Origin of the sequence: Bartonella taylorii (assembly GCF_023920105.1) — a bacterium.
Taxonomy (GTDB): Bacteria; Pseudomonadota; Alphaproteobacteria; order Rhizobiales; family Rhizobiaceae; genus Bartonella; species Bartonella taylorii.
The window spans coordinates 684,312-702,571 of the sequence record NZ_CP083693.1; the positions used below are offsets into that span (position 1 = coordinate 684,312).

26 protein-coding genes are annotated in these 18,260 nt (G+C 42.7%); 4 read left to right on the forward strand and 22 right to left on the reverse strand.

Annotated features, from left to right (window positions below):
- Window positions 1-76: 76 nt before the first annotated feature.
- The 4 genes from LBE40_RS02890 to LBE40_RS02905 are packed head-to-tail and all read right to left on the reverse strand — an operon-like array spanning window position 77 to window position 1,307.
- Complete coding sequence (locus LBE40_RS02890; protein ID WP_004858851.1) at window positions 77-289, reverse strand: hypothetical protein; 213 nt, start codon at window positions 287-289, stop codon at window positions 77-79.
- Window positions 282-488 (reverse strand): hypothetical protein, encoded by a 207-nt coding sequence (locus tag LBE40_RS02895; protein ID WP_081485990.1) that lies wholly within the window; start codon window positions 486-488, stop codon window positions 282-284. Before LBE40_RS02895 ends, LBE40_RS02890 begins: the two co-directional genes overlap by 8 nt.
- The gene (locus LBE40_RS02900) at window positions 421-648 is read right to left on the reverse strand and encodes a hypothetical protein (protein ID WP_208433294.1); all 228 of its coding nucleotides are present in this window, start codon (window positions 646-648) and stop codon (window positions 421-423) included. The genes LBE40_RS02895 and LBE40_RS02900 overlap by 68 nt, the downstream gene beginning before the upstream one ends.
- Complete coding sequence (locus LBE40_RS02905) at window positions 645-1,307, reverse strand: lysozyme (RefSeq protein WP_252615222.1); 663 nt, start codon at window positions 1,305-1,307, stop codon at window positions 645-647. The genes LBE40_RS02900 and LBE40_RS02905 overlap by 4 nt, the downstream gene beginning before the upstream one ends.
- 165 nt (window positions 1,308-1,472) lie before the next feature.
- Here LBE40_RS02905 and LBE40_RS02910 point away from each other — a divergent pair, with 165 nt between their 5' ends.
- Entirely contained in the window at window positions 1,473-1,775 is a 303-nt protein-coding gene (locus LBE40_RS02910) for a type II toxin-antitoxin system RelE/ParE family toxin (RefSeq protein WP_252615223.1), read from the forward strand.
- Window positions 1,762-2,082 (forward strand): addiction module antidote protein, encoded by a 321-nt coding sequence (locus tag LBE40_RS02915; RefSeq protein WP_252615224.1) that lies wholly within the window; start codon window positions 1,762-1,764, stop codon window positions 2,080-2,082. Before LBE40_RS02910 ends, LBE40_RS02915 begins: the two co-directional genes overlap by 14 nt.
- Before the next feature lie 87 nt (window positions 2,083-2,169).
- Here LBE40_RS02915 and LBE40_RS02920 read toward each other — a convergent pair whose 3' ends face one another.
- Genes LBE40_RS02920 through LBE40_RS02955 form a run of 8 tightly spaced genes read right to left on the reverse strand, consistent with a single transcriptional unit; the run spans window position 2,170 to window position 8,255 of the window.
- Window positions 2,170-3,480 (reverse strand): contractile injection system protein, VgrG/Pvc8 family, encoded by a 1,311-nt coding sequence (locus LBE40_RS02920; RefSeq protein ID WP_252615225.1) that lies wholly within the window; start codon window positions 3,478-3,480, stop codon window positions 2,170-2,172.
- The gene (locus tag LBE40_RS02925; RefSeq protein WP_004858835.1) at window positions 3,477-3,701 is read right to left on the reverse strand and encodes a tail protein X; all 225 of its coding nucleotides are present in this window, start codon (window positions 3,699-3,701) and stop codon (window positions 3,477-3,479) included. The genes LBE40_RS02920 and LBE40_RS02925 overlap by 4 nt, the downstream gene beginning before the upstream one ends.
- On the reverse strand, window positions 3,698-4,078 hold the full coding sequence (locus LBE40_RS02930; RefSeq protein ID WP_004858833.1) for a phage tail protein: 381 nt from the start codon (window positions 4,076-4,078) through the stop codon (window positions 3,698-3,700). Before LBE40_RS02930 ends, LBE40_RS02925 begins: the two co-directional genes overlap by 4 nt.
- Window positions 4,079-4,083: 5 nt before the next feature.
- Window positions 4,084-5,961, reverse strand: coding sequence for a phage tail tape measure protein (locus LBE40_RS02935; RefSeq protein ID WP_004858831.1), 1,878 nt, complete (start codon window positions 5,959-5,961; stop codon window positions 4,084-4,086).
- A complete protein-coding gene (locus LBE40_RS02940) occupies window positions 5,958-6,029 on the reverse strand; it encodes a GpE family phage tail protein (protein WP_081485993.1) in 72 nt (23 codons plus the stop codon). The genes LBE40_RS02935 and LBE40_RS02940 overlap by 4 nt, the downstream gene beginning before the upstream one ends.
- Window positions 6,030-6,067: 38 nt before the next feature.
- Entirely contained in the window at window positions 6,068-6,355 is a 288-nt protein-coding gene (locus tag LBE40_RS02945; RefSeq protein ID WP_004858829.1) for a phage tail assembly protein, read from the reverse strand.
- A gap of 2 nt (window positions 6,356-6,357) precedes the next feature.
- Complete coding sequence (locus LBE40_RS02950) at window positions 6,358-6,864, reverse strand: phage major tail tube protein (protein ID WP_004858827.1); 507 nt, start codon at window positions 6,862-6,864, stop codon at window positions 6,358-6,360.
- On the reverse strand, window positions 6,864-8,255 hold the full coding sequence (locus LBE40_RS02955; RefSeq protein WP_004858824.1) for a phage tail sheath subtilisin-like domain-containing protein: 1,392 nt from the start codon (window positions 8,253-8,255) through the stop codon (window positions 6,864-6,866). The genes LBE40_RS02950 and LBE40_RS02955 overlap by 1 nt, the downstream gene beginning before the upstream one ends.
- A 38-nt stretch (window positions 8,256-8,293) precedes the next feature.
- Between LBE40_RS02955 and LBE40_RS02960 the strand changes: the two genes are divergently transcribed.
- Together LBE40_RS02960 and LBE40_RS02965 are read left to right on the forward strand one after the other, a co-directional pair.
- Window positions 8,294-8,743 carry a Rha family transcriptional regulator gene (locus tag LBE40_RS02960; protein ID WP_004858823.1) on the forward strand — a complete coding sequence of 150 codons (450 nt, stop codon included), beginning with the start codon at window positions 8,294-8,296 and terminating at the stop codon, window positions 8,741-8,743.
- Window positions 8,744-8,865: 122 nt separating this feature from the next.
- The gene (locus LBE40_RS02965) at window positions 8,866-9,117 is read left to right on the forward strand and encodes a type II toxin-antitoxin system prevent-host-death family antitoxin (protein WP_004858821.1); all 252 of its coding nucleotides are present in this window, start codon (window positions 8,866-8,868) and stop codon (window positions 9,115-9,117) included.
- Window positions 9,118-9,183: 66 nt separating this feature from the next.
- On the opposite strand, the gene LBE40_RS02970 is transcribed toward LBE40_RS02965, so the two are convergent.
- The 10 genes from LBE40_RS02970 to LBE40_RS03015 all read right to left on the reverse strand — a co-directional run bounded on the left by LBE40_RS02970 (window position 9,184) and on the right by LBE40_RS03015 (window position 18,242).
- On the reverse strand, window positions 9,184-9,492 hold the full coding sequence (locus tag LBE40_RS02970; RefSeq protein ID WP_004856867.1) for a HigA family addiction module antitoxin: 309 nt from the start codon (window positions 9,490-9,492) through the stop codon (window positions 9,184-9,186).
- Between the two features lie 10 nt (window positions 9,493-9,502).
- Window positions 9,503-9,781, reverse strand: coding sequence for a type II toxin-antitoxin system RelE/ParE family toxin (locus tag LBE40_RS02975; protein ID WP_004858818.1), 279 nt, complete (start codon window positions 9,779-9,781; stop codon window positions 9,503-9,505).
- 101 nt (window positions 9,782-9,882) lie between these two features.
- The gene (locus LBE40_RS02980; RefSeq protein ID WP_004858816.1) at window positions 9,883-10,071 is read right to left on the reverse strand and encodes a hypothetical protein; all 189 of its coding nucleotides are present in this window, start codon (window positions 10,069-10,071) and stop codon (window positions 9,883-9,885) included.
- A gap of 155 nt (window positions 10,072-10,226) precedes the next feature.
- Window positions 10,227-11,597: a Bgr_08870 family protein gene (locus LBE40_RS02985; protein WP_004858814.1), complete on the reverse strand. Its 1,371-nt coding sequence runs from the start codon at window positions 11,595-11,597 to the stop codon at window positions 10,227-10,229.
- Window positions 11,598-11,610: 13 nt separating this feature from the next.
- On the reverse strand, window positions 11,611-14,754 hold the full coding sequence (locus tag LBE40_RS02990; RefSeq protein WP_004858813.1) for a DUF4815 domain-containing protein: 3,144 nt from the start codon (window positions 14,752-14,754) through the stop codon (window positions 11,611-11,613).
- Window position 14,755: 1 nt separating this feature from the next.
- Window positions 14,756-15,862, reverse strand: a complete 1,107-nt coding sequence (locus tag LBE40_RS02995) for a phage tail protein (RefSeq protein WP_004858811.1) — start codon at window positions 15,860-15,862, stop codon at window positions 14,756-14,758.
- A complete protein-coding gene (locus tag LBE40_RS03000; RefSeq protein WP_004858809.1) occupies window positions 15,862-16,689 on the reverse strand; it encodes a baseplate J/gp47 family protein in 828 nt (275 codons plus the stop codon). The genes LBE40_RS02995 and LBE40_RS03000 overlap by 1 nt, the downstream gene beginning before the upstream one ends.
- Window positions 16,686-17,027: a GPW/gp25 family protein gene (locus LBE40_RS03005; RefSeq protein WP_004858808.1), complete on the reverse strand. Its 342-nt coding sequence runs from the start codon at window positions 17,025-17,027 to the stop codon at window positions 16,686-16,688. Before LBE40_RS03005 ends, LBE40_RS03000 begins: the two co-directional genes overlap by 4 nt.
- Window positions 17,024-17,713: a phage baseplate assembly protein V gene (locus LBE40_RS03010; RefSeq protein WP_004858806.1), complete on the reverse strand. Its 690-nt coding sequence runs from the start codon at window positions 17,711-17,713 to the stop codon at window positions 17,024-17,026. The genes LBE40_RS03005 and LBE40_RS03010 overlap by 4 nt, the downstream gene beginning before the upstream one ends.
- Window positions 17,694-18,242 (reverse strand): hypothetical protein, encoded by a 549-nt coding sequence (locus LBE40_RS03015; RefSeq protein ID WP_004858805.1) that lies wholly within the window; start codon window positions 18,240-18,242, stop codon window positions 17,694-17,696. The genes LBE40_RS03010 and LBE40_RS03015 overlap by 20 nt, the downstream gene beginning before the upstream one ends.
- Window positions 18,243-18,260 lie beyond the last annotated feature (18 nt).

Below are 18,260 nucleotides of genomic sequence, written 5' to 3' on the forward strand. Positions count from 1 at the left end.
ATTCTCTATCACCTCCATGAGACGAGCAAATTTAAGAATCCATTTTCTAAAGAACTTCGCGCGTCTCAGAGTATGTTTAGAGTCGGATATTTGGTTTTTGTGTAAAAATACTTACAAACGCATCCATAATACGTGAAAAATCAAGCGCTAATAAGAGTATAATGAATACAATCCATTTCGTATAACGTGACATCACTTTTACACTTTTGTAGGTCATGATGATTTCCTGAAGGATTTCTTTTTCTGCTTCTGTAAGTTCTGTATCGTCTTTTGTTCTTTTTCTAGCCATGTTTCCACCCACACACGTGTTCACCTTGTTTATTGTGCTTTAAGATCTCTCTTGCTAAGTTTGAACTGATGGTGTTCAGATCTTGCTGTTTTAAATAAATTGGCAACCAGCCAACACAAGAAGAAACATATTTATTTGTCGCGCAACCAGTCAGAGAGAGCAGCACGCACATCAGCATCACTTTTTTGATTAATTTCATTTTCCACCTCCAGTCGTGTTGTTGCTGCTTTTAAAGCCTTTTCTGTTTGCTTTTTCTGTTCAACCTTTTTTCCAAGGGTAAAGGCTCTTGCTAATGCAATAAAAAAAGCGGCTAAAACCGCACCTGTTAGCATCAGATTTCTTTTTATCCATAAGATCATAGACGGTGCTCCTGAAAGCGTTTAGCAACAAAGAAAATACCAGCACATGCAGCTAAAACCATAATGGTTGCCAAAGCCCATTGGATGGGGCCGTTGCCTGCTAACAAACCGCCAAGACCTGAGAAAGAACCAATAATCGGTGTAAGAGCTTCTGCTTTGAAAACCCCTGTTGGTGCTTTTGTTTCTACTGTTTGATAATTAGAAGAAACATAAGCCCCTTTCGCCCATAGCCCTGCTTCTGCTGCACGCCGGTGTGCAAGACCTTCAAGACACTTACCGCCTGCTTTGGTCCATTTTTGTAATTCGAAGGGGACTGCTTCATATTCACCTTGATTGAGCTTCTTTAACAGTGTCGAGTTACAAAAGGCTGTTGTTCCTACATTATAACAAAAGGACACTAACGCCGCGAATTGTTCATTCGTTAATGAAACTGTAACCGCGCGTTCAATAGTATTTTCAAATTGTTGCAAATCTTGGCGAAGAAGTTCTTCTGCTTGCTTTTCAGTGATTGTCATGCCTTCGTAAATAAAAGGCTTTCCAGCACTGTTTGTATGTCCATAACCTATTGTCCACACACCAATAGCATCTTTGTAGGCATTTAAACGCAAGCCTTCCCATTGCTTGATAAGAGCTAGCCCTTCTGATGATATTTTTCGCATATGCTTCTCCATAAAAAAATCCCCACACAAGGCGGGGATGACTGACAGACTAAAAATTAACTCCTTTTCCATTCGAAAGGATGGCTTGTTAAAACTCATGTAGCTTTTTCATTGGAACACAATAATGTCTTTGACATTATCAATTTTGTAGCATATAAGCTACAAATGTTTATTGTCAAAAAAACACTATATTTTACAGAGTGGTTAGACTCATTAAAAGATAAACAAGTGCAAAAGAAAATTGCTGCACGTATTTTCCGCCTTGAATATGGACTTCTAGGGGACGTGAAATATTTCCGTGGTATCGGTGAGTTAAAAATAAATCATGGACCAGGCTATAGGATTTATTTTGTAAAACAAGGAAAACAAATCATTTTACTGTTAAATGCTGGTGATAAATCCACACAACAGAAAGATATCGAAAAAGCCCTTCAATTAGTAAAGGAAATAAAAGATGGAAATTACTAAATTTGATGTAAGTGAATATTTTAAAACGCCTGAAGACTTTAAGATCTTATTGCAAGATGCTTTAGAAACTAAAAATAGTGGCTATATTGCACATGTATTAGGCATTATTGCGCGTAAACAAGGAATGACAGCTGTTTCTCAAGAAACAGGTTTAAATCGCGAGTCTCTCTATCGTTCTTTAAGTGATAAAGGCGATCCACGGCTTTCTACTTTTCTCAGCGTTTTGAGTGCTTTAAATTTACAGATTAGCTTAGCGCCTATCCAAAATAATTGTAAGGAACAGGCAGCTTTAGAAGAAGCATCTTGACCTGCTTCCCACTTTTAAAGACGGGGAAGGGGGCTTTTTACTTAAGCAACCTTTTTAATGGGAGCTCTAAATCTGGTTTATAACCTATCATGTATCCTCCTCGTCCATATGAATAACGTCATCGCCTTCATTGTATAATGCATCGGGTGGAGCGTTTGGATCAAGGGTATCATCTTTGTCTGGTGTTGTGTTTGCAACGTTTCCAGCTGCATCTTCTTGCGCTTTATCAAAAAGTTCGCACTCTATTTTTGTGGTGTAACCGCTCGTTTTATCAAGTTTGTGCTTGACGCTTTTGATGCGCCATTCTGCTGGAATATAAGGTCGGAAAGGTGGTTCCTGAACAAGCTTTGCTTCTGCTTGCACAAAGGGATCACCACCAATATCACATGAGAAAGAAGATTTACCGCGTGATGACTTATTGCGATAAGCGGCAATGGCCGCAACAGCTTCTGCCTGATTGTGATAAGTGTATTTGAGTTCATGAAACGGCGGTTTACCAACTTTAACTTCTTTTTTTTCACTACTGCGTACATCATAATAGGTTGCAAGAACACCACCTTTTTTCTCTTTGTCTTCTTCTTTCTCAGGTGTTGTTTCTGCTTTTTCCGTTTCAGATGATGATGGTGCTCTGTCACTGTCATCCATATGGATAAAGTTTTCATCATCATCCATTTCTTCTGGTGCTCGTGCATTAGCTGCGGCTTTTTGGTCGTCCCCCACATCCGTTTCTAAGCCATTTGCCGCACCTGCTTCATCCCGTGCGCTGTATTTAAAATCCCAAGAGGTACAATGTTTTTCATGGATTACAACAATGGGGAGTGTTTCGCCGGTAATGGCTTTGCCTTCCCCCCGTTTGGCAAGTACAAGGTTGCCATCAACAGGCTTTGCCACCGCATCATATTCTCCTGCAAGACGTGTGGCAAAAGCCATATCGCTTTCAGCAGTTTGATCAATGTGACGCACAACAATTTTTGCAAGAGCAGGATCAACTTTGGGGGTATAGCCATTACGCTCTGCTATCTCTTGAACAATACTGCCAAGGGTTTGCTGGTGATAGGATTGGCTTTTAGGTGTTCGGTAGGATGTATTCATTGACGCGGCGCGCCCTGTAACGTTTAAGCTTTGTGGTGGGCTGCTCACAGAGATTTCATCAATCAAATAGGCTCCCATATCGCGGTTTTTGCCGCCTTCATAGCCAAGTGTTATGGAAATGACTGTTCCGATAAGAGGAATGTCTAAAAAGCCATTATCACTGTCACGTGCACGGTCATCAAGTTCTATGGTGATACGGTCGCTTTTGTCTTCTGCCTCATCAGTAATTTCAATCGATAAAACATAGTCCATGAGCGTTTTGGTGATGTCTTTTCCATTTGCCAGAATCGTGCAAAAAGGTTTCATTTCTTGCTGCCCCAAAGTCTGATTACTGGTGTAGCTTTAGGATAAGGCAAAGAAGGCAAAACAATTGTGATACCTGCTTTTAAAATGGGTCCATAGTCTGCAAGCCCCAAATTCGCTGCATAGACGCGTTCAACAGCAAGTGCTTGTTGACCTTTGGCATAATATCTCCAGCAAATGGCATCCACCATATCGCCCTCTTTGGTTCTGTAAAGATCACTCATTGGTCTTCCCCATATTCTCTCAATTTTATCGTAAATTCTTGTTTTTTAGGGGTGCCATTATATTGAAAAACACTTTGCTTTTCCTCCACGGAAAGAATGACAAATTTGCCTAAAATCCTGCCTTGACCCGTTACAAGGATGTGAGGTCCCTCATGTGCCATTTGCCGCAAATATTCGATCTGCCTGTGACCGCCTTTAAAATCTGGATAAATCACGCCCGCTAAAGAAAATTCCGCATTTGCAACAGCTGGCAATTGAAGAGCCGCCTTTCGCCCCAATCGCCCTTGCTCTACCCATGGAACACCATAAGACATATCGAGTGTTTGATAAGCTGCTGTTTCAATGGAAAAAATAAAACCGCCTAAAGCTAGCATCATGATGTTTAATCCGAAAGGCTAGAGGCTATGGCTAAACGTTGCTGTTTTGCATAGCGTTCAAGTGCTTGATTGACAGCGTCTCTGATTTCGTCCTTGAGACCATTTGGTACGGAAATATTGAGATTTGTAATGGTGACACGGGCGTCTACTTCAACGGGTTTATGAACCGTAATGGGCTTTGGAGCTTTAAAGGCAGCCACTTTTGCATTTGGAGCCTCCATATATCTTGTTTCGACTGCTCCTGTATTGAAACCGCTCTTGCCTTTTCCAGAGGGGGGATTGGATACAACGGCTGTATCAACCATTCTTTTTGCGCGTGCATTGGTTTCCTCGGTAAAGGTTTTAATCGTTTGGGTTGAAGTTTTGTTGATCGAGACATTAAAGCCTAACTTTTCTTTCACCCAATTGGGCATCCAACTGGTTAATGTGCTTATCATGCCGCTAAACCATTCGGACAGGGCTTGCCACTGGCTTTTGATCCCCTCCCAAAGCCCGTTAATCAGATTGGCTCCTGCTTCCATGAGATTGACCCCAAACAGCCAATCAATTAATGCATTGATTTTTTTTGCAATCCAAGAGAGCGGTGAAAAGTTTTTAAAGAGTGTAAAGAGGTTACTGAAAATGTTACTGCATAAGTTGGCAAAAGAATTCCACAAGTTGCTTATGAAGCTTACTACCGTATCCCAATTTTTGTAGAGCAGATATCCAGCTCCAACAAGTGCTGCAATACCGCCAATGAGCCACCCAATAGGTGTGGTCATGATAGTATAGCCCAGTGTGACAAACGCTGCTCCAGCAGCAGTTAATGCGGCAATGAGTGGACCAAAAATAAACGAACCAAGTGCTACAATCCCCACCTTAAAGAGGGTTATTTCCCCAATCAATGGCTCCATCCAGCGAAACCAGCTTTTAATTCTCTCCGTGAGGTCGCTAATGCCTCTTCTTAAATCAGAGGTAGGATTAAACAAATCCTTCAGGACTTTTTTTAAGGTTTTAGCCCATCCAGCAACGGTTGTTTGAATGAGATCACGGTTTTCATCAATCAATTTTGAAAAAGCGTCAATCATATCATTGATGACGGGCATGAAACGTGCACCAATAAAACTGGTAATGCCCCCTATTTTTTTCTTAAAGGCACCAAGCTTATCACTTAAATCTGCTGCATAACGTGCAACATCAGCACCTATCAGCCATTTTCCTTTCCTAGCCTTTGCAAAGAGTTCTTTGATGGGCGCCATGCCTTGCGCAAGCATGGCTGCCATTTCCTTGCCATCTCCACCAAAAAGCAGAGCAGCAATGTGTTGTCTTTGCGCTTGATTTTTCATCTTACTCATCTTGTCGGTAATTTCTTCCAACAAGACAGAGTTTGATTTGAGTTTTCCCGAGGCGTTTTTGACAGAAATACCAAGCGCTTCAAAGCCCATAATGCCTCTTTTTTGCCCAGCAAAAGCTTGCGCAGACCGTCTATTTAAAGTTGCTAAGGATTGTTGAAAGAGTTCGGCAGAATATCCTGAATTATCCGCTGCATCCCCCCATAATTGAAGCGCTGCGACACTCATGCCTAAATGTCGAGAGGCATGGTGAAGACTATCTCCTAAATGCATGGTTTTCATGGTGACGGCGGTCAAACTTGCTACAAGACCACCACCAGCAAGCCCTAAAGCACCAGTAAAGACTGAAGCACGGCTTGCTGCCGTGCCAAGAGCACTTTGAACACCATGAAGGCTTGCCGTCATATTTTTTACCGCAGCAGAAAAGCGCGGAATACTCAAGCTATGCGACAATTTCTGAAAACGCTCTTGTACACGTTTGAGAGGTGCGGTGAGTTTATCTTCAAGAGACAATTTTACCTTTGCATCGGCAACTTTGGTTGTTTTACTCATTTTGTCTTATATCTTTCTGCGGCTTGTTTTCGCCAGAATATTAACTCTTGCGGTTCCATTTCCATCATCTCTGAAAGGGACCAATGAAAAACAATGGCAATATCGGCTATGAGTTTTGCGGCGGTTTCCCAGTCGAGGTGTCCCGCCGCTTGATAAAAGACTCCAAAATCTCCCCAATGCTTGATAAGTCATCAATATCGAGTTCACCAACAGCCTCATGGGGCCATTCCGAAAGGCGCGAAACCATAGCAATTGTTTGTTCAACGCCTTCCTTCTTATCGATTGCTTGCACATCTTTTGTTTTGGGGCGCCGTAAGGTGATTGTCGTGTGTTCTTTTCCTTCAAATGTAACAGGTATAAGTAATTTATGTGTAATTCTTGTTTGTACTGTCATTCTTACATTCCTAAAAAGTTTTTATGTTCTGCTAATTGATTAACGCCATTGAATTTTCTCACCAAGTTAAGGACATCTATCTCAACAATTTCCATATCTTTCTGGACATATTTGAAATACTGCAATGTGAAGGTCGCTGTTGATGTTGCTTTGCTGCCCGGTTGCCATTCTGCCATTTCAAAGCCTTTGCATAACCCTCTCATAGTAATGACCACACCTTCTGCCGGTGTGCCTTGGGCTTGCATTGAACTTCTCAATGAGATGTCAACATCAGAGCGTCCCAACAGGGACATCAACTCTGGAGAGCAATCAGAAATGGTCATGGTAAGGATGAGGGTTTCAAGACCAAGATCAACCTCAATGGAGCTATCCATGCCTCCGCCACGATAACTTTCAACGACCAAACTCAAATTTGGTAGTGTTACGCTTTCACATTTTGCTTGATAGGGAATGCCGTCGACAAAAATGTTAAAATATTTTAGAACCCTTGGTAAAACTGGTACAGTCATTAAAAGATCTCCTCTAAGTAATCATTCACAATGCGTGAACGGAAAGTGATGTGTTCTGCTGGTGTTGTTGGTGTGAATTCGACATTGAAATAGACTTTGCCGCTTTCAATAGCGCTTGCTGTATTCAATTCTGGATCAGGAGTACAATGCCCCCCAAGAATGGCGCCTTGCGCTTTTAGATCACGCAAATAGGCATTAACGCTTTCACTCACGTCACTCATGTAGGTTTTTTTGATATTGCGGTCGACAGCCCATAGATGCCCGCGCAAAATGGCGTCATTGATCATATCTGCGGTTCTCACCACCGATAAGAAAGCAAACTTTGTATCGCTTGAAAGGGTGCGATTACCCCAAAGACGATAACCATTTTCACGAATAATGCTTGTGATGTTTTGTTCATTAAGAAGGTTGGCGCGGCTTGATCTATCACCAATGGAAAAATCAATGGGGCGCGCAATTCCAACAATGCCATTGATCACTTTGTTTGAAGGAGAATGCCAAAAACCGTGTGTAAAATCAGTTTTAGCAATGACACCTGCAACTGCTGCACTTGCTGGCTGTTCTACAATTTTTCCATCATGATTTACCTTTACAAAAGGGTCAACTATGATGGCGCGCTTTGAATCAAAATCCTTTGCTGTGCTGAGTGCTGCTTCGTCTGTTGTGTTTGGTGCATCAAGCACCACAATAGCGCGTAGGCGTTCAGCAATGCCAATGAGTTCTGCCGCTACAGGATTAGAGGTTGTACTGATCTCGGCTTTAGCTGTCGCACCAGTGCCATCTCCTTCAATCGTCACATTTGGGGCGGTTTGATAATCAAAGCCACTGTCCTTAATGACAACAGAAGTCACTTTTCCATCGCTAAGAATTGCTTCTGCTTGTGCACCGCCTTCGATTTTAACGCTTGCTTGTGTGTAACCACTGCCTTGGTTCGTTACATCAATCTTGCTAAGACTTATAGGGCGTTTGTGTGTAAAACCTGGGGCAATAAGAATGCGTGGTGTTTGTCCAAGAATTGATTGTGCGCCAATTAAAGCATGGACACCTTCATAAGCGCCATTTGCGTTCACACCGCCTAGAATATTGGTAAGTGTCGCGCTTTCATTATCACCTTCGTTCACACGTACGACGACAACAATAGCACCCACTTGTTTGAAAATCAGGTCAAGTGCATTGGGTAGGGTGCCTTGACGCTTGCCTGTTTTATCCAGTTTAGCGGCTTGTGAAAGAGAACCGGTAACCAAAACCGGTGTGTTAAGAGGAAAGGCTTGTTCATCAGCATCGGGCGCCGTGCCAACAATCCCGATAACTGCGGATTGAACCGCGCGAAGGGGGCGTGTACCGTCGTCGACCTCAACGACTTCAACACCGTGTAGAAAACCTGTTGCCATACTTTATGCTCCTTTAAATGAGGGGTGAATGAAAATGAATGGGAAAAATGAGGGTTGGATTTGAAATCGCACCCTTTAAAACAGCAAAACATAAGGATTTTGGTTCACTCGCATTTGAAATGCGAGTGAGTAAAAGAGACGGTAAAGGCGGTCAAAAGAGAGAAGTTGCTATCCTCAATGAACCACAAGCCACTCTACTCATGACCTATATGCGTAACAATGATACGGTGCGTGCATTCAAAAAAGCACTCGTTAAAGCTTTCTATGATTTAAAAAACCAGTTAATTGATAATGACCGTGATACACGCTTTGATTTTCCAAGCAACTGGGATGAAATGGGACCTACTGAAAAAGCTGTTTATATTTATGGACCGCTTCACATGCATCTTGTTAAAGCCTTTACATTAGCAGAAGAGAGCAAACACTATAAAACGCTTGTTGAAGAAGCCAAACGAGTTTTAGTAAGCCCTGTTGCAAAAGTAGCTTAATTTAAAAACACGATTTATCTCCTCGTCTTTTAGGCGGGGAGGTGGTTAATGCCGTAAAATATCTTTACATAATACACATTATACGTATAATATGTATTATGCATTAAAGATAGGATGTGCCTATGAAAAAATATAGTTTTACAGATGTAAACCGCGGGGCAGGCGATATTTTAGACGAGGCTATGTCTACACCTGTAGCTTTAACAAAGCGAGGGCGTGAAAAAATCATTATGCTTCCTGTTGATTTATATCATGAATTAATAAAAGCGCGTTCTCGTGTACAATCTTTTGTTTATGCAGATGCATCGCAAAATATATTAGACGATTTAGATCGTGGTTTAGATGACATTTTGAATAGTGACGAACATGCTTAAAGCAGGGGATGTCATTATTTATCTAGTATTTCATAAAACATCGTCTCTAGAGATTGAGTCACAAAGTCAAACAGCGTGAAGTGTTGGAACTTTGCTAACATTTGTTTCACGTTCCGCATGCCAAGCATCATAATTGGCTTGCATACGTAACCATATAGCAGCTCCATCACCAAACATTTTGCCAAGACAAGCCGAAACAGCAGGAGAAACAGGCTTTTTTGCGTTCAGAATATCGTAGAGATGTTGGCGTGATATACCAAGCATCTGCGCAATTTCTGATTTTGTTTTGCCTGTTTCAGGAATAATCTCTGCTAAAACTTCTCCCGGATGAGTAGGACAACGGTTTTTATCTCTTTGTGCAGGAATGTCATTCATAACTGTATCCTTAGTGATATTGTTCAAGATCAACACGGTAAGCATTACATGCGTCAAATTCAAAGGTAATACACCATGGTCCGTTAACGTGGACGGTGTAACGAGTGGGTGAATATCCAATCAAAGAATGAAAGTTGAATCCTGGAAGATTCATATCTTCTGGTCTTTCAGAAATATCTAAACGATCAAGACGAACCATGATACGTTTTACAAGTTTCTTATCAATCTTGGATGAATTTCCCGTTTTGAATAATTCCGCCAATGTTTTGCTTTTAAACGTTTTAATCATTCTTTTATATAGCGTAGAATACTGTTAATGTCAACAAACAGCTTACATTGTAAGTGCTAAAATGGAAAAAACATTAATATCCCATTGGAAAGCCTAATAGCTTAGACTTGTTTTTCTTTTCTCCACCCCATGCGTAAAGAGAAGAATAGGTGCATGGAGGGGATAAATTTGCACGTTAACATCAAGGATTTTACAACCATACCAACGGCTGTCTGATCAAATATTGCTAAAAACTTAGATCCCTTGCCATTCTTAATAAAGTGAATACGAAGTTTAAATTCTATTGTCATCTTGCTCTCCAAATTAATGAAGAGACCATAAAATCATCTACACTCTCTCATAAGCCTGACACTGTCAGTCAAAAATGGTTTTAAAGAAAGAAAATCATACAAGCTCGCTTATAGAATAGCTATCCATTTGACTTGCGCTATTTTTGGTTTTGTATTTAATCTTTCCATAATCTTATAAGGACAGCTCCATCAGCTCCTGCACCGCTGGGAGAATAATCAGAGTGAGCACCGGCACCGCCACCACCAAAACCACGACCTGCCTTTCCTGAACTATAGGAACCTTGTCCTATTCCTCCAGAGCCACCTCTTGATGTATCGCCCCCAGCATCACCTCCATTACCACTTGTTTTACTCGTAATTCCACTTGTTCCAGCATAACCATTTCCGCCTTTGGCAAGTCCTAGGAGATCATCTGTTGCTAAGCCAAATTTTCCACCTGTACCTCCAGCGCCACCAGAGCCTGAACAGTAGTAAGCAGTACCACCAACAAATCTTTCGCGAGAGTTATCGTAATAAGCACACCCACCACCATGTCCTCCTGTGGCGGTAATAAAATTCTTTCCAACAGTTGTGGTTCCTCCAGAATTACCTGTTGCGTAGCGCTTTGCAACACAAGCGCCTCCTTTACCAATCACGATATCCTCATGTCCATTTAAACTCGCTTTGTAGCCATACCACACGCTACAACCGCCACCGCCGCCACCGCCGCCTAATCCTGGTGTATCCGCACCACCCCCACTACCGCCACCCCCCCATACTTGGATTTCTACTTTGGTTTTATCCGTTACCCAATCGGGCCATTGAATTTTTCCATCCTGTGTATAGAGCAATTCAGCATCGGCAATAATGAGTTTATTAATCAAATCTTTTTTGATTTTTTTAATTTCCTGCTTGAGAATATCTATTTCTGATTTCGTATAAACAAGATCTCCATCGACTTTTAAAGGTCCTTTAAGCAAGCTTCCATTTGTGCTTAAACTGGTAACCACTTCACCATTATGGGTAAGGTTCAATAATGCGTTGCCCAAAAGCTCTAAGCCACCACTCATGGTGACTTTGCTGTTAAACTTGTTGTAATTTTGCCATTCATTGGCTTGTTTGAGACGCCCATAGGCTGTGAGATCTTCATTGATCTTGGCCCTAAAATCATCAAGCCCCACGATATCTTCGGTTTTATGTTGATGCGTTCCTAACAGGGAGACAGCACTGCCAAAGGTGAAGTTATTATTGCTTGATTTATAGAGAACATAATTATTTGCTGCATCTTTTGCCCCCTCGATATCGCTTAAATCAGCAAAGGTGAATGTTTTATCTGCTGCCATCTTGGCCTTAAGAGCTGCTTCAAGATCTGTGACATCACTTATTGTGTGCGTGTGTTTTGAAGGGGCTTTTTCGTCTAGCTTTTCCTCAACATCAGAAATTGCTTGATCAATTTTCGTCAAGTTTTCGCGCAAGATTGGGAATTCAGAACTGATAAAACGTCCTTCTTTAGGCAACTCCATGTCGAGTTTTTTGGTTTTTGTCATGTCTTTCATCCCCTCATAATATGCCGGCGCCAAAATCGCTCACCATTGAGCGCGCTGCTGGTCCACCGGTAAGCGTGAGTTTCAAGCGTGCTTGTTTGGCTGTTTTGTCGCTGCTCACAAATTTGCGCTCTGTCCAAAGTGGTTCAGTGAGTTGTTCTGTTTCGTCTAATGTGAGAGGAACAAAAGCACCATCATCCAGCTGCATCTCGAGTGTGAAGGTTGCACCGCCCGGTAAAAAAGTTTTGATATAGCTCGTTAACCTTGCCTTTTCCCCAAAGGCAAAAGCACGGGTGACATAAGTGGCTGTTTTATGGATCTTTCCCGCAATCAATTGAACAGGAGCAAATAACACGGGTGAAAGCTTTTCCGTGCCTTTGAGAATGGCACGGAGTTTGACTTTTTCACTGATATATTCGGTAAGGCTCAGCAATTGAAAGGGCAGGAGTTGATAAACCGTGCCATTGTTTCTTTCAATTTCAAAGATGACAGAACACTCGCTTGAAGGCAATTCAATGGCTGCGCGTATTTGTAAATCAGAGCAGTCAACAAGATCAAATGTGCCAAGATCAAGAGTCTTTTCTGTTTGTGTGTAGCGGGCCGCCAACACACGAAAGGCTAAAGCCTCATCTTGATGGGCGGTCCAGCTTTGCGCGTTAACTGAAGAAAAACGTGGTCCCGTTACATAAGGGTGGCTTGAGACGTATCTCTGGTGTTCTGCATCAAAATCTCCAAGCTTTGCCAAGGAGACGGAATGATCAGCATCATCGGTTTTAATGACAAAGGCGGTGAGACGATCATCGGGGACAAGGAGTGGTACATCGTAGTGTGTTCCAGCCCAACCTGTTTTTGCGCCCTTCATAGAATAAAAGCTTTGTGCTTGAATATCGGCGGTCGGATAACCGTTTTCAGTGGTGACCAAATCAATCACCAGATCATGGTTTTGATCACCGATTTTGCAAAGATGAAAGTCAATTCCTGTGATTTGCCGTGTTTCATCAGGAGTAAAGACCTGCGCTTGTGGGTCAAATTGTGTCCAGATACGCACCGTGGTGGTGCGCCGCATCACTTTCACATCAATCACGCCTTGCCCAGTAAAAAGACCCGTAGCAATGGTTCCACCTTTTCCCCGTGCCACAACATTTTTTGTGCCAGCAGGAATGTTTTCAGGAATCTTAAAAGTACCTTCAAGGGTGCCTTTGGTGTTAGCAACAAGCTTTGTTTTTGGCAAAACATTCACACCATCAAAGGTAAGACTTTCTAATTGTTCTAACTTGCCAAAACCTTCAATTTTAAAGTGAAGGGTAATTTGTCTTAAGAAATCGATTTGTTTTTGAGTTTCATTGATGAGATCATCATGCACTTCTGTGTTACGGATAGTTCTGCCACGGTTCCATCCCATATTCAGTTGATTGGTAACACTCGAGAGCCAATCGGTGCGCTGTTCGTGCCAAAAATCTGTTGCGGGGTCAACGGTTACTGTACCAGGCAGGGGTGCAAAATTTTGATAGGGGTTGATTTTTTCGCAAGCCGTTGTCAATTCTTGTGCAATGATCACTTCATTTGTCCAGTCAAGCGTAACAGGCGCTTTTAAAGGAGCAGTGTAAAATGTTGGATCAATGGCGAGCTGTAAAATGCCACTGCCTACAGCCCCCGTTTGTTGAAAGCCTTCATCTCTGTAACTATCATCAAGAAAAGGGTCAGCAAACATGCCCTTTTTAGCGACAGGCTCTTTAGAGTCCACATTGCTTTTAATGCGCTCTAATTGCATCAACCGGTCAAGAGAGAGCACCCGTTGAAAATAGCGCCACATCTCATCATAGGGGGCAACCCGTGTGCCATCGTTAATCACAAGAGGAGTATCAAGCCAATTGTTGGTGATGGTTGCAAGGGACAACACATCATCGGGAACACTTGGTGCCATGGGTTGGTCTGATGAAACCCCTTTGATGTAAACGACATTGCCTTGTGTGTTGAGACCTATACGGTCAATGCGCGGTAATTTGTAAGTATAACTGATAATAATATCCCCACCATCAGCACCACCTGATACTGTAATTTCCTGTGCTGTTACCTTATCGGCAGTGATTTTTGCACGGTAACGATATGTCACCTGATAGGTGCTTCCCACTAAAGGTTCGTCTCCCACGGGTGCCCAATCAATGGTGTCTCCTGTTTTTTTAAAATCTGTGCCTTCTTTAAATTCCTTGCTTCCTTGAACGACTTTGATAAAAGAGGTGATGCTTTTATCAGGAACACCATCACGCCCTGAAGCAACTGCACCACGGGTGATTGTCACGGTTTTTTCTTTTGTAAGCAAAAGAGAATGAATATCAGCAATAGGAAAATAATAGGGTTTAAAGGTAAAACTTGTCTTGCCCTTTTGAGGCGCAAAGATATGGGTTTCGCTTGGCACAACGCTTGTCGAAAAATCTTCCACCTCTTCATGGCGCAAGGCGGCTAAGCGTTTGCGTTTAAAGCCATTGATATTGGCTTCTCCCTCTTGAATGCTAAAGACTTGGCAGCCGTTATTGGCTCCCAATGCACTCACACGGCAGCCACTCACGATATAATGCCCATGCGCACGGTCATACGTCGCAATAGCTTGCATGGCTGGTTCAAGCAATGATGGGGATTTTTGGTCAATCAGAACACCATCTTGCAAAATATAAACCGGAAAGAAAGTGCCGTCTTGCGCATCATCTTTCAGTGCCCAAACAAGTTTTGCTGTTTCGCGTGCGGCACCAGGTTCTCCTTCTGCCAAGGTGCCTGGAACTTGTCCCAACAGCTCTGGATCATCCTCATGTGTACTCCACTGTTTCTGGAGCTTTACACCAATTTCCAACCGTCCAATCATGGAAACATTTTTGAGTACAGCGGGTGCAACGGGGAAAATATCACCGGCAATATAAATCTTGCCATCCGTTAAGGTGACGGTTTGTGTTTCTTTGTTGACAAAGGCATCGGCGCGTTCAACGCGGTCACCTTCTTTGGCCACAAGGCGCCCCAAGCGGTTATGGCGTCCCCTTATGATGGTTTGAACCTCGTTGAGTTCACCAGCTTGAATAAAGGGACGTTGTCCATAAAAGACAACGCTTTGTTGTTCGTCTTTGCCGCGAGATCTGTCAATTGCAAAGGGCAAACCACTTTCATGCTTCATATTAAAACCTCAATAAAATCTTGAATTGTTCGCGAACATCGGCGCGCAAAGGAATAGTGATAGGCGTTTTGAGTATCTCCACACCGCCACTTAGTTCATCAGGCTCACACCAAAGCTTGCCAAAGGGGATATCTTGTTTGGGAATGCCGTGAACGAGAATGGAAATAAATGCTGCTTGTTTATCGTTAACATCGTGAAAATCTGTACGGGCAGCAAGAAACAACAGAGTGCCTGTTGTGGAAGGATTAAATTTGTTACCACAATGGCTATAAACACCATCCAAAGCCTGTTCGACAGGCGCTACAGCATAGCATCTTCGATACCCAATCACGCCATCTTGGCTGTCTCTTAACACGAGATAAAGCGTGCGGTTGCTAAACCATTCTGCCATGAGTATATCGCGTTCATGTTTTTTGACCGAACACCACGGAAAATTTGCCATGTCCCATGGATAATCGATTTGATCCCAGCTTAATTCCTCATCCCCATCATCTATCCAATTGCCAATAAGCTTGCCTTCTTCTCTTGTGAGAACGCGCTCTATCTCTGTCGTGCGTCCAAAGGAAAACAAAGCATTCCCAGCTGTTAAGCTTACACCGCTCTCATACTCCAACATGCTGTCATCAAGCCGTGACATATTGCCTTGCGATGCCTCAACGTCATAGCCATAAACACCACGGCGAAAATCAGAGCGCAGACTTTTGGAAAGGTCGGTGATTGCTTCAATGGCTTCAAGGCTTTTGCGTTCAGGCAACTGATCAAAGTAGAGTTGAAAGGAGTTCCACCATGCACGCCCTGTCCATGCGGGCACAAAACGTGCTGTAATCTGAAGCCATTCAAGCCCCAACTCTATTGCCGCAAGGGAGCCGCGCAAGCGCTGCCATTGAAGACCAGAATCAATCAAATCATAGAGATTTGGAACATAAGGCGTAAGCTCTCCAAGTCCATATTCTTCAATCAACCATGGTAAGAAGCGGGGAGGGCGTGTGATCAGTTTAGAGCGTGAAATCCCCAAAACAGAACCGTCAACATCTTTATGAAAATCGCAAGCATCGGCAAGGCGCTTTTCAAATTCCGTTGCGTTTGTGGGGAGTAGGGAGCCAACCATTAGCGTACACGCCCTTTGAAGTTTAAGGTGATTTTTCCAATCGCTAAAACTTCTTCATCACAAACCGCACTGTCTTGTGTTGGTGCAACGGCAATCACTTTCTGAACACCAGGGATCATCAGTTTCGAAATCCACCACGATAAGCTTAATTCACGACCAATGGCTTGTTCTTGTCTCCATGCTGCTCTTAAATTTGCTTCCATTGTCGTGAGAATTTTCAACGATGTTTCCGGTAACAGCCAAACATCTGCTTCTAAATCTATTACTTTTTTTACAGCAGCGTGAACAATGATTGTATCATTTGTCATGATGATATTCTTTTTGTTAAGAGCTTGTGAGACTGTTTGTAAGAGATCTTCGGATGCTGTTCCTTCTTCATTGTTGCCAAAAAGAGCAACATAGATGGTTGGGTCTTTGCCTTTCCGATAAACAATCGCATCCTTAACACGACTATCTGCTGTTAAGGCTATAAGCTTGTAATAGGGCTCTGTCCCGCTCCCATTGCCACCACGGGTATGAAGCTTTATGCGTTCACGATACCTCTCGTCACTTTCACCCTCCATGCGGGCAAGACCATGCCAATTTCCTAAAGCGTCAAGAGATTCACCAGTTGCAAAATCAAGAATGTTATTGCGTGCCGCTTCGTTAATACGCTGCCTTAAAAGCAGCTCTCGATAGCTAAAAGCTTCAATGACTTTTACGGCCGGATCACTTTCGAGAATGGTATATTCAGGCAAAAGTTCTTTTAAATGGGCAAGAGCAGCAGCACGTATTTCCTCAAAAGAAAGTTCTGTGATGATTTCTGGTTTTGCAAGCACGTCATTCATTTTATTAGTAATCCTTCCATGGTGATGAGCTTGCCGGATGGCAAATAAATACCTTCAAAGGATAAGGAAACTTGTCCAGCATCAACCATTTTAAAATCAATTTTTTTCAATTTAAAACGCGGTTCCCACTTGTCTAACGCCTCAGCAACAGCAGCATAAAGAGCAACAGCAAAAGCATTGTTAACCGGTGCATCAATGAGTTCCGCAACACGTGAACCATAATCACGCCGCATCACACGCGAGCCAATGCGTGTTGACAAAATATCAAGGATTGATTGACGCAAATGATCAATGCCGGTCAATGGCTTTCCTGTTGTACGGTCCATTCCACTGTTCAATTGGGACCTCCTGTCATGGAGCCACCAGGAGTAACACCGCCGTGAACATGTGTTGCTCCTACATTGCTGCCGTTGTGCTTTAATCCACCTGAATGGATGGAAACATCATCACCGGAGTGAAGAGAGAGACCATCACCCGAATTGAGTGAAACGCCACCACCGGCTTTCAAAGAAATGTTGCCATCTGCGTTTAGACTTATATCTTTTTCTGAAACAATTTTTATGCCTTCTGGTGCTGTAAGCTCTAGCTTACCACCATCACCTTTTAGTGACACACCATCAGCGATTGTCAGGATAAATTTTCCGCCTGATTTGATAGTGAGTGCATAGCTGTTTTGTTCATCATCATATTCAAGGCTGGTTCCATCAGGGTATATCGTTCGGTGAATACTGCCCTTATCGGCTGCTTGATTAGCATCTGTATGAATGGAGCCAATAATCACTCCTTGCGATAAATCCCCTGATGATGAAACAACAATCACTTGCTCTCCAACATCGCGCCCTTCATAAGAGCGTGTTTTACCGGCGCGGGCTTGTGTATCTGGAATCCAGTCACTAACAAGATTTCCACTTTTTATCCGATAGCGTGCGTTTTTATGGTCGACATGGCTAATCTTACCCACCACAACCATATTTGCCACACGTCTTTTTAAATCTGTGATTTCTTTATCGCGCCGCTCTAACATGAGTAACCTCGATTTTATGGTATTTATCTTTGTTTTTCAGGCCTGTCTCTGGTTCAAAGCTTAAGAAAGGTTCAACGAGTCTTGCTGTTACACTGCCTTCTTCTTCATCCATGTTGGGGATATTTGTTACATAAATGACTTCAAAGGTTAAAATTGCACCATGGAGCGCTAGGGCGCCATTATCGCCAAAGGCAAAAGCAATATTTTGTAGGCGGCATGCCTCAACTGTGTTGTTAAGATTAGGATTAGCGTAAAAAATCTCCTCAACTTCCCATGCTAATTGATCAACAAAACGTGCTCCACCTTCACATGTCGCATAACATTCAACATCCACTATTAAAACGCGCCGCCTTACTCCATAATCATAGCCATCTTCAATCGTTTCACTTTGTGTTGAGATATTAATTGCGGGCGTGTTCTCAGGGGAAAAGTTGAAATCGCGCATATTGAAAACATTGTCACCAGAAGCCGTCTTTGCTGCTTTGATCAATGCAACAAAGCTTTCCCTGATCGTCTCTCTAGGATGCATGGGTGTTTCTGTCCAATT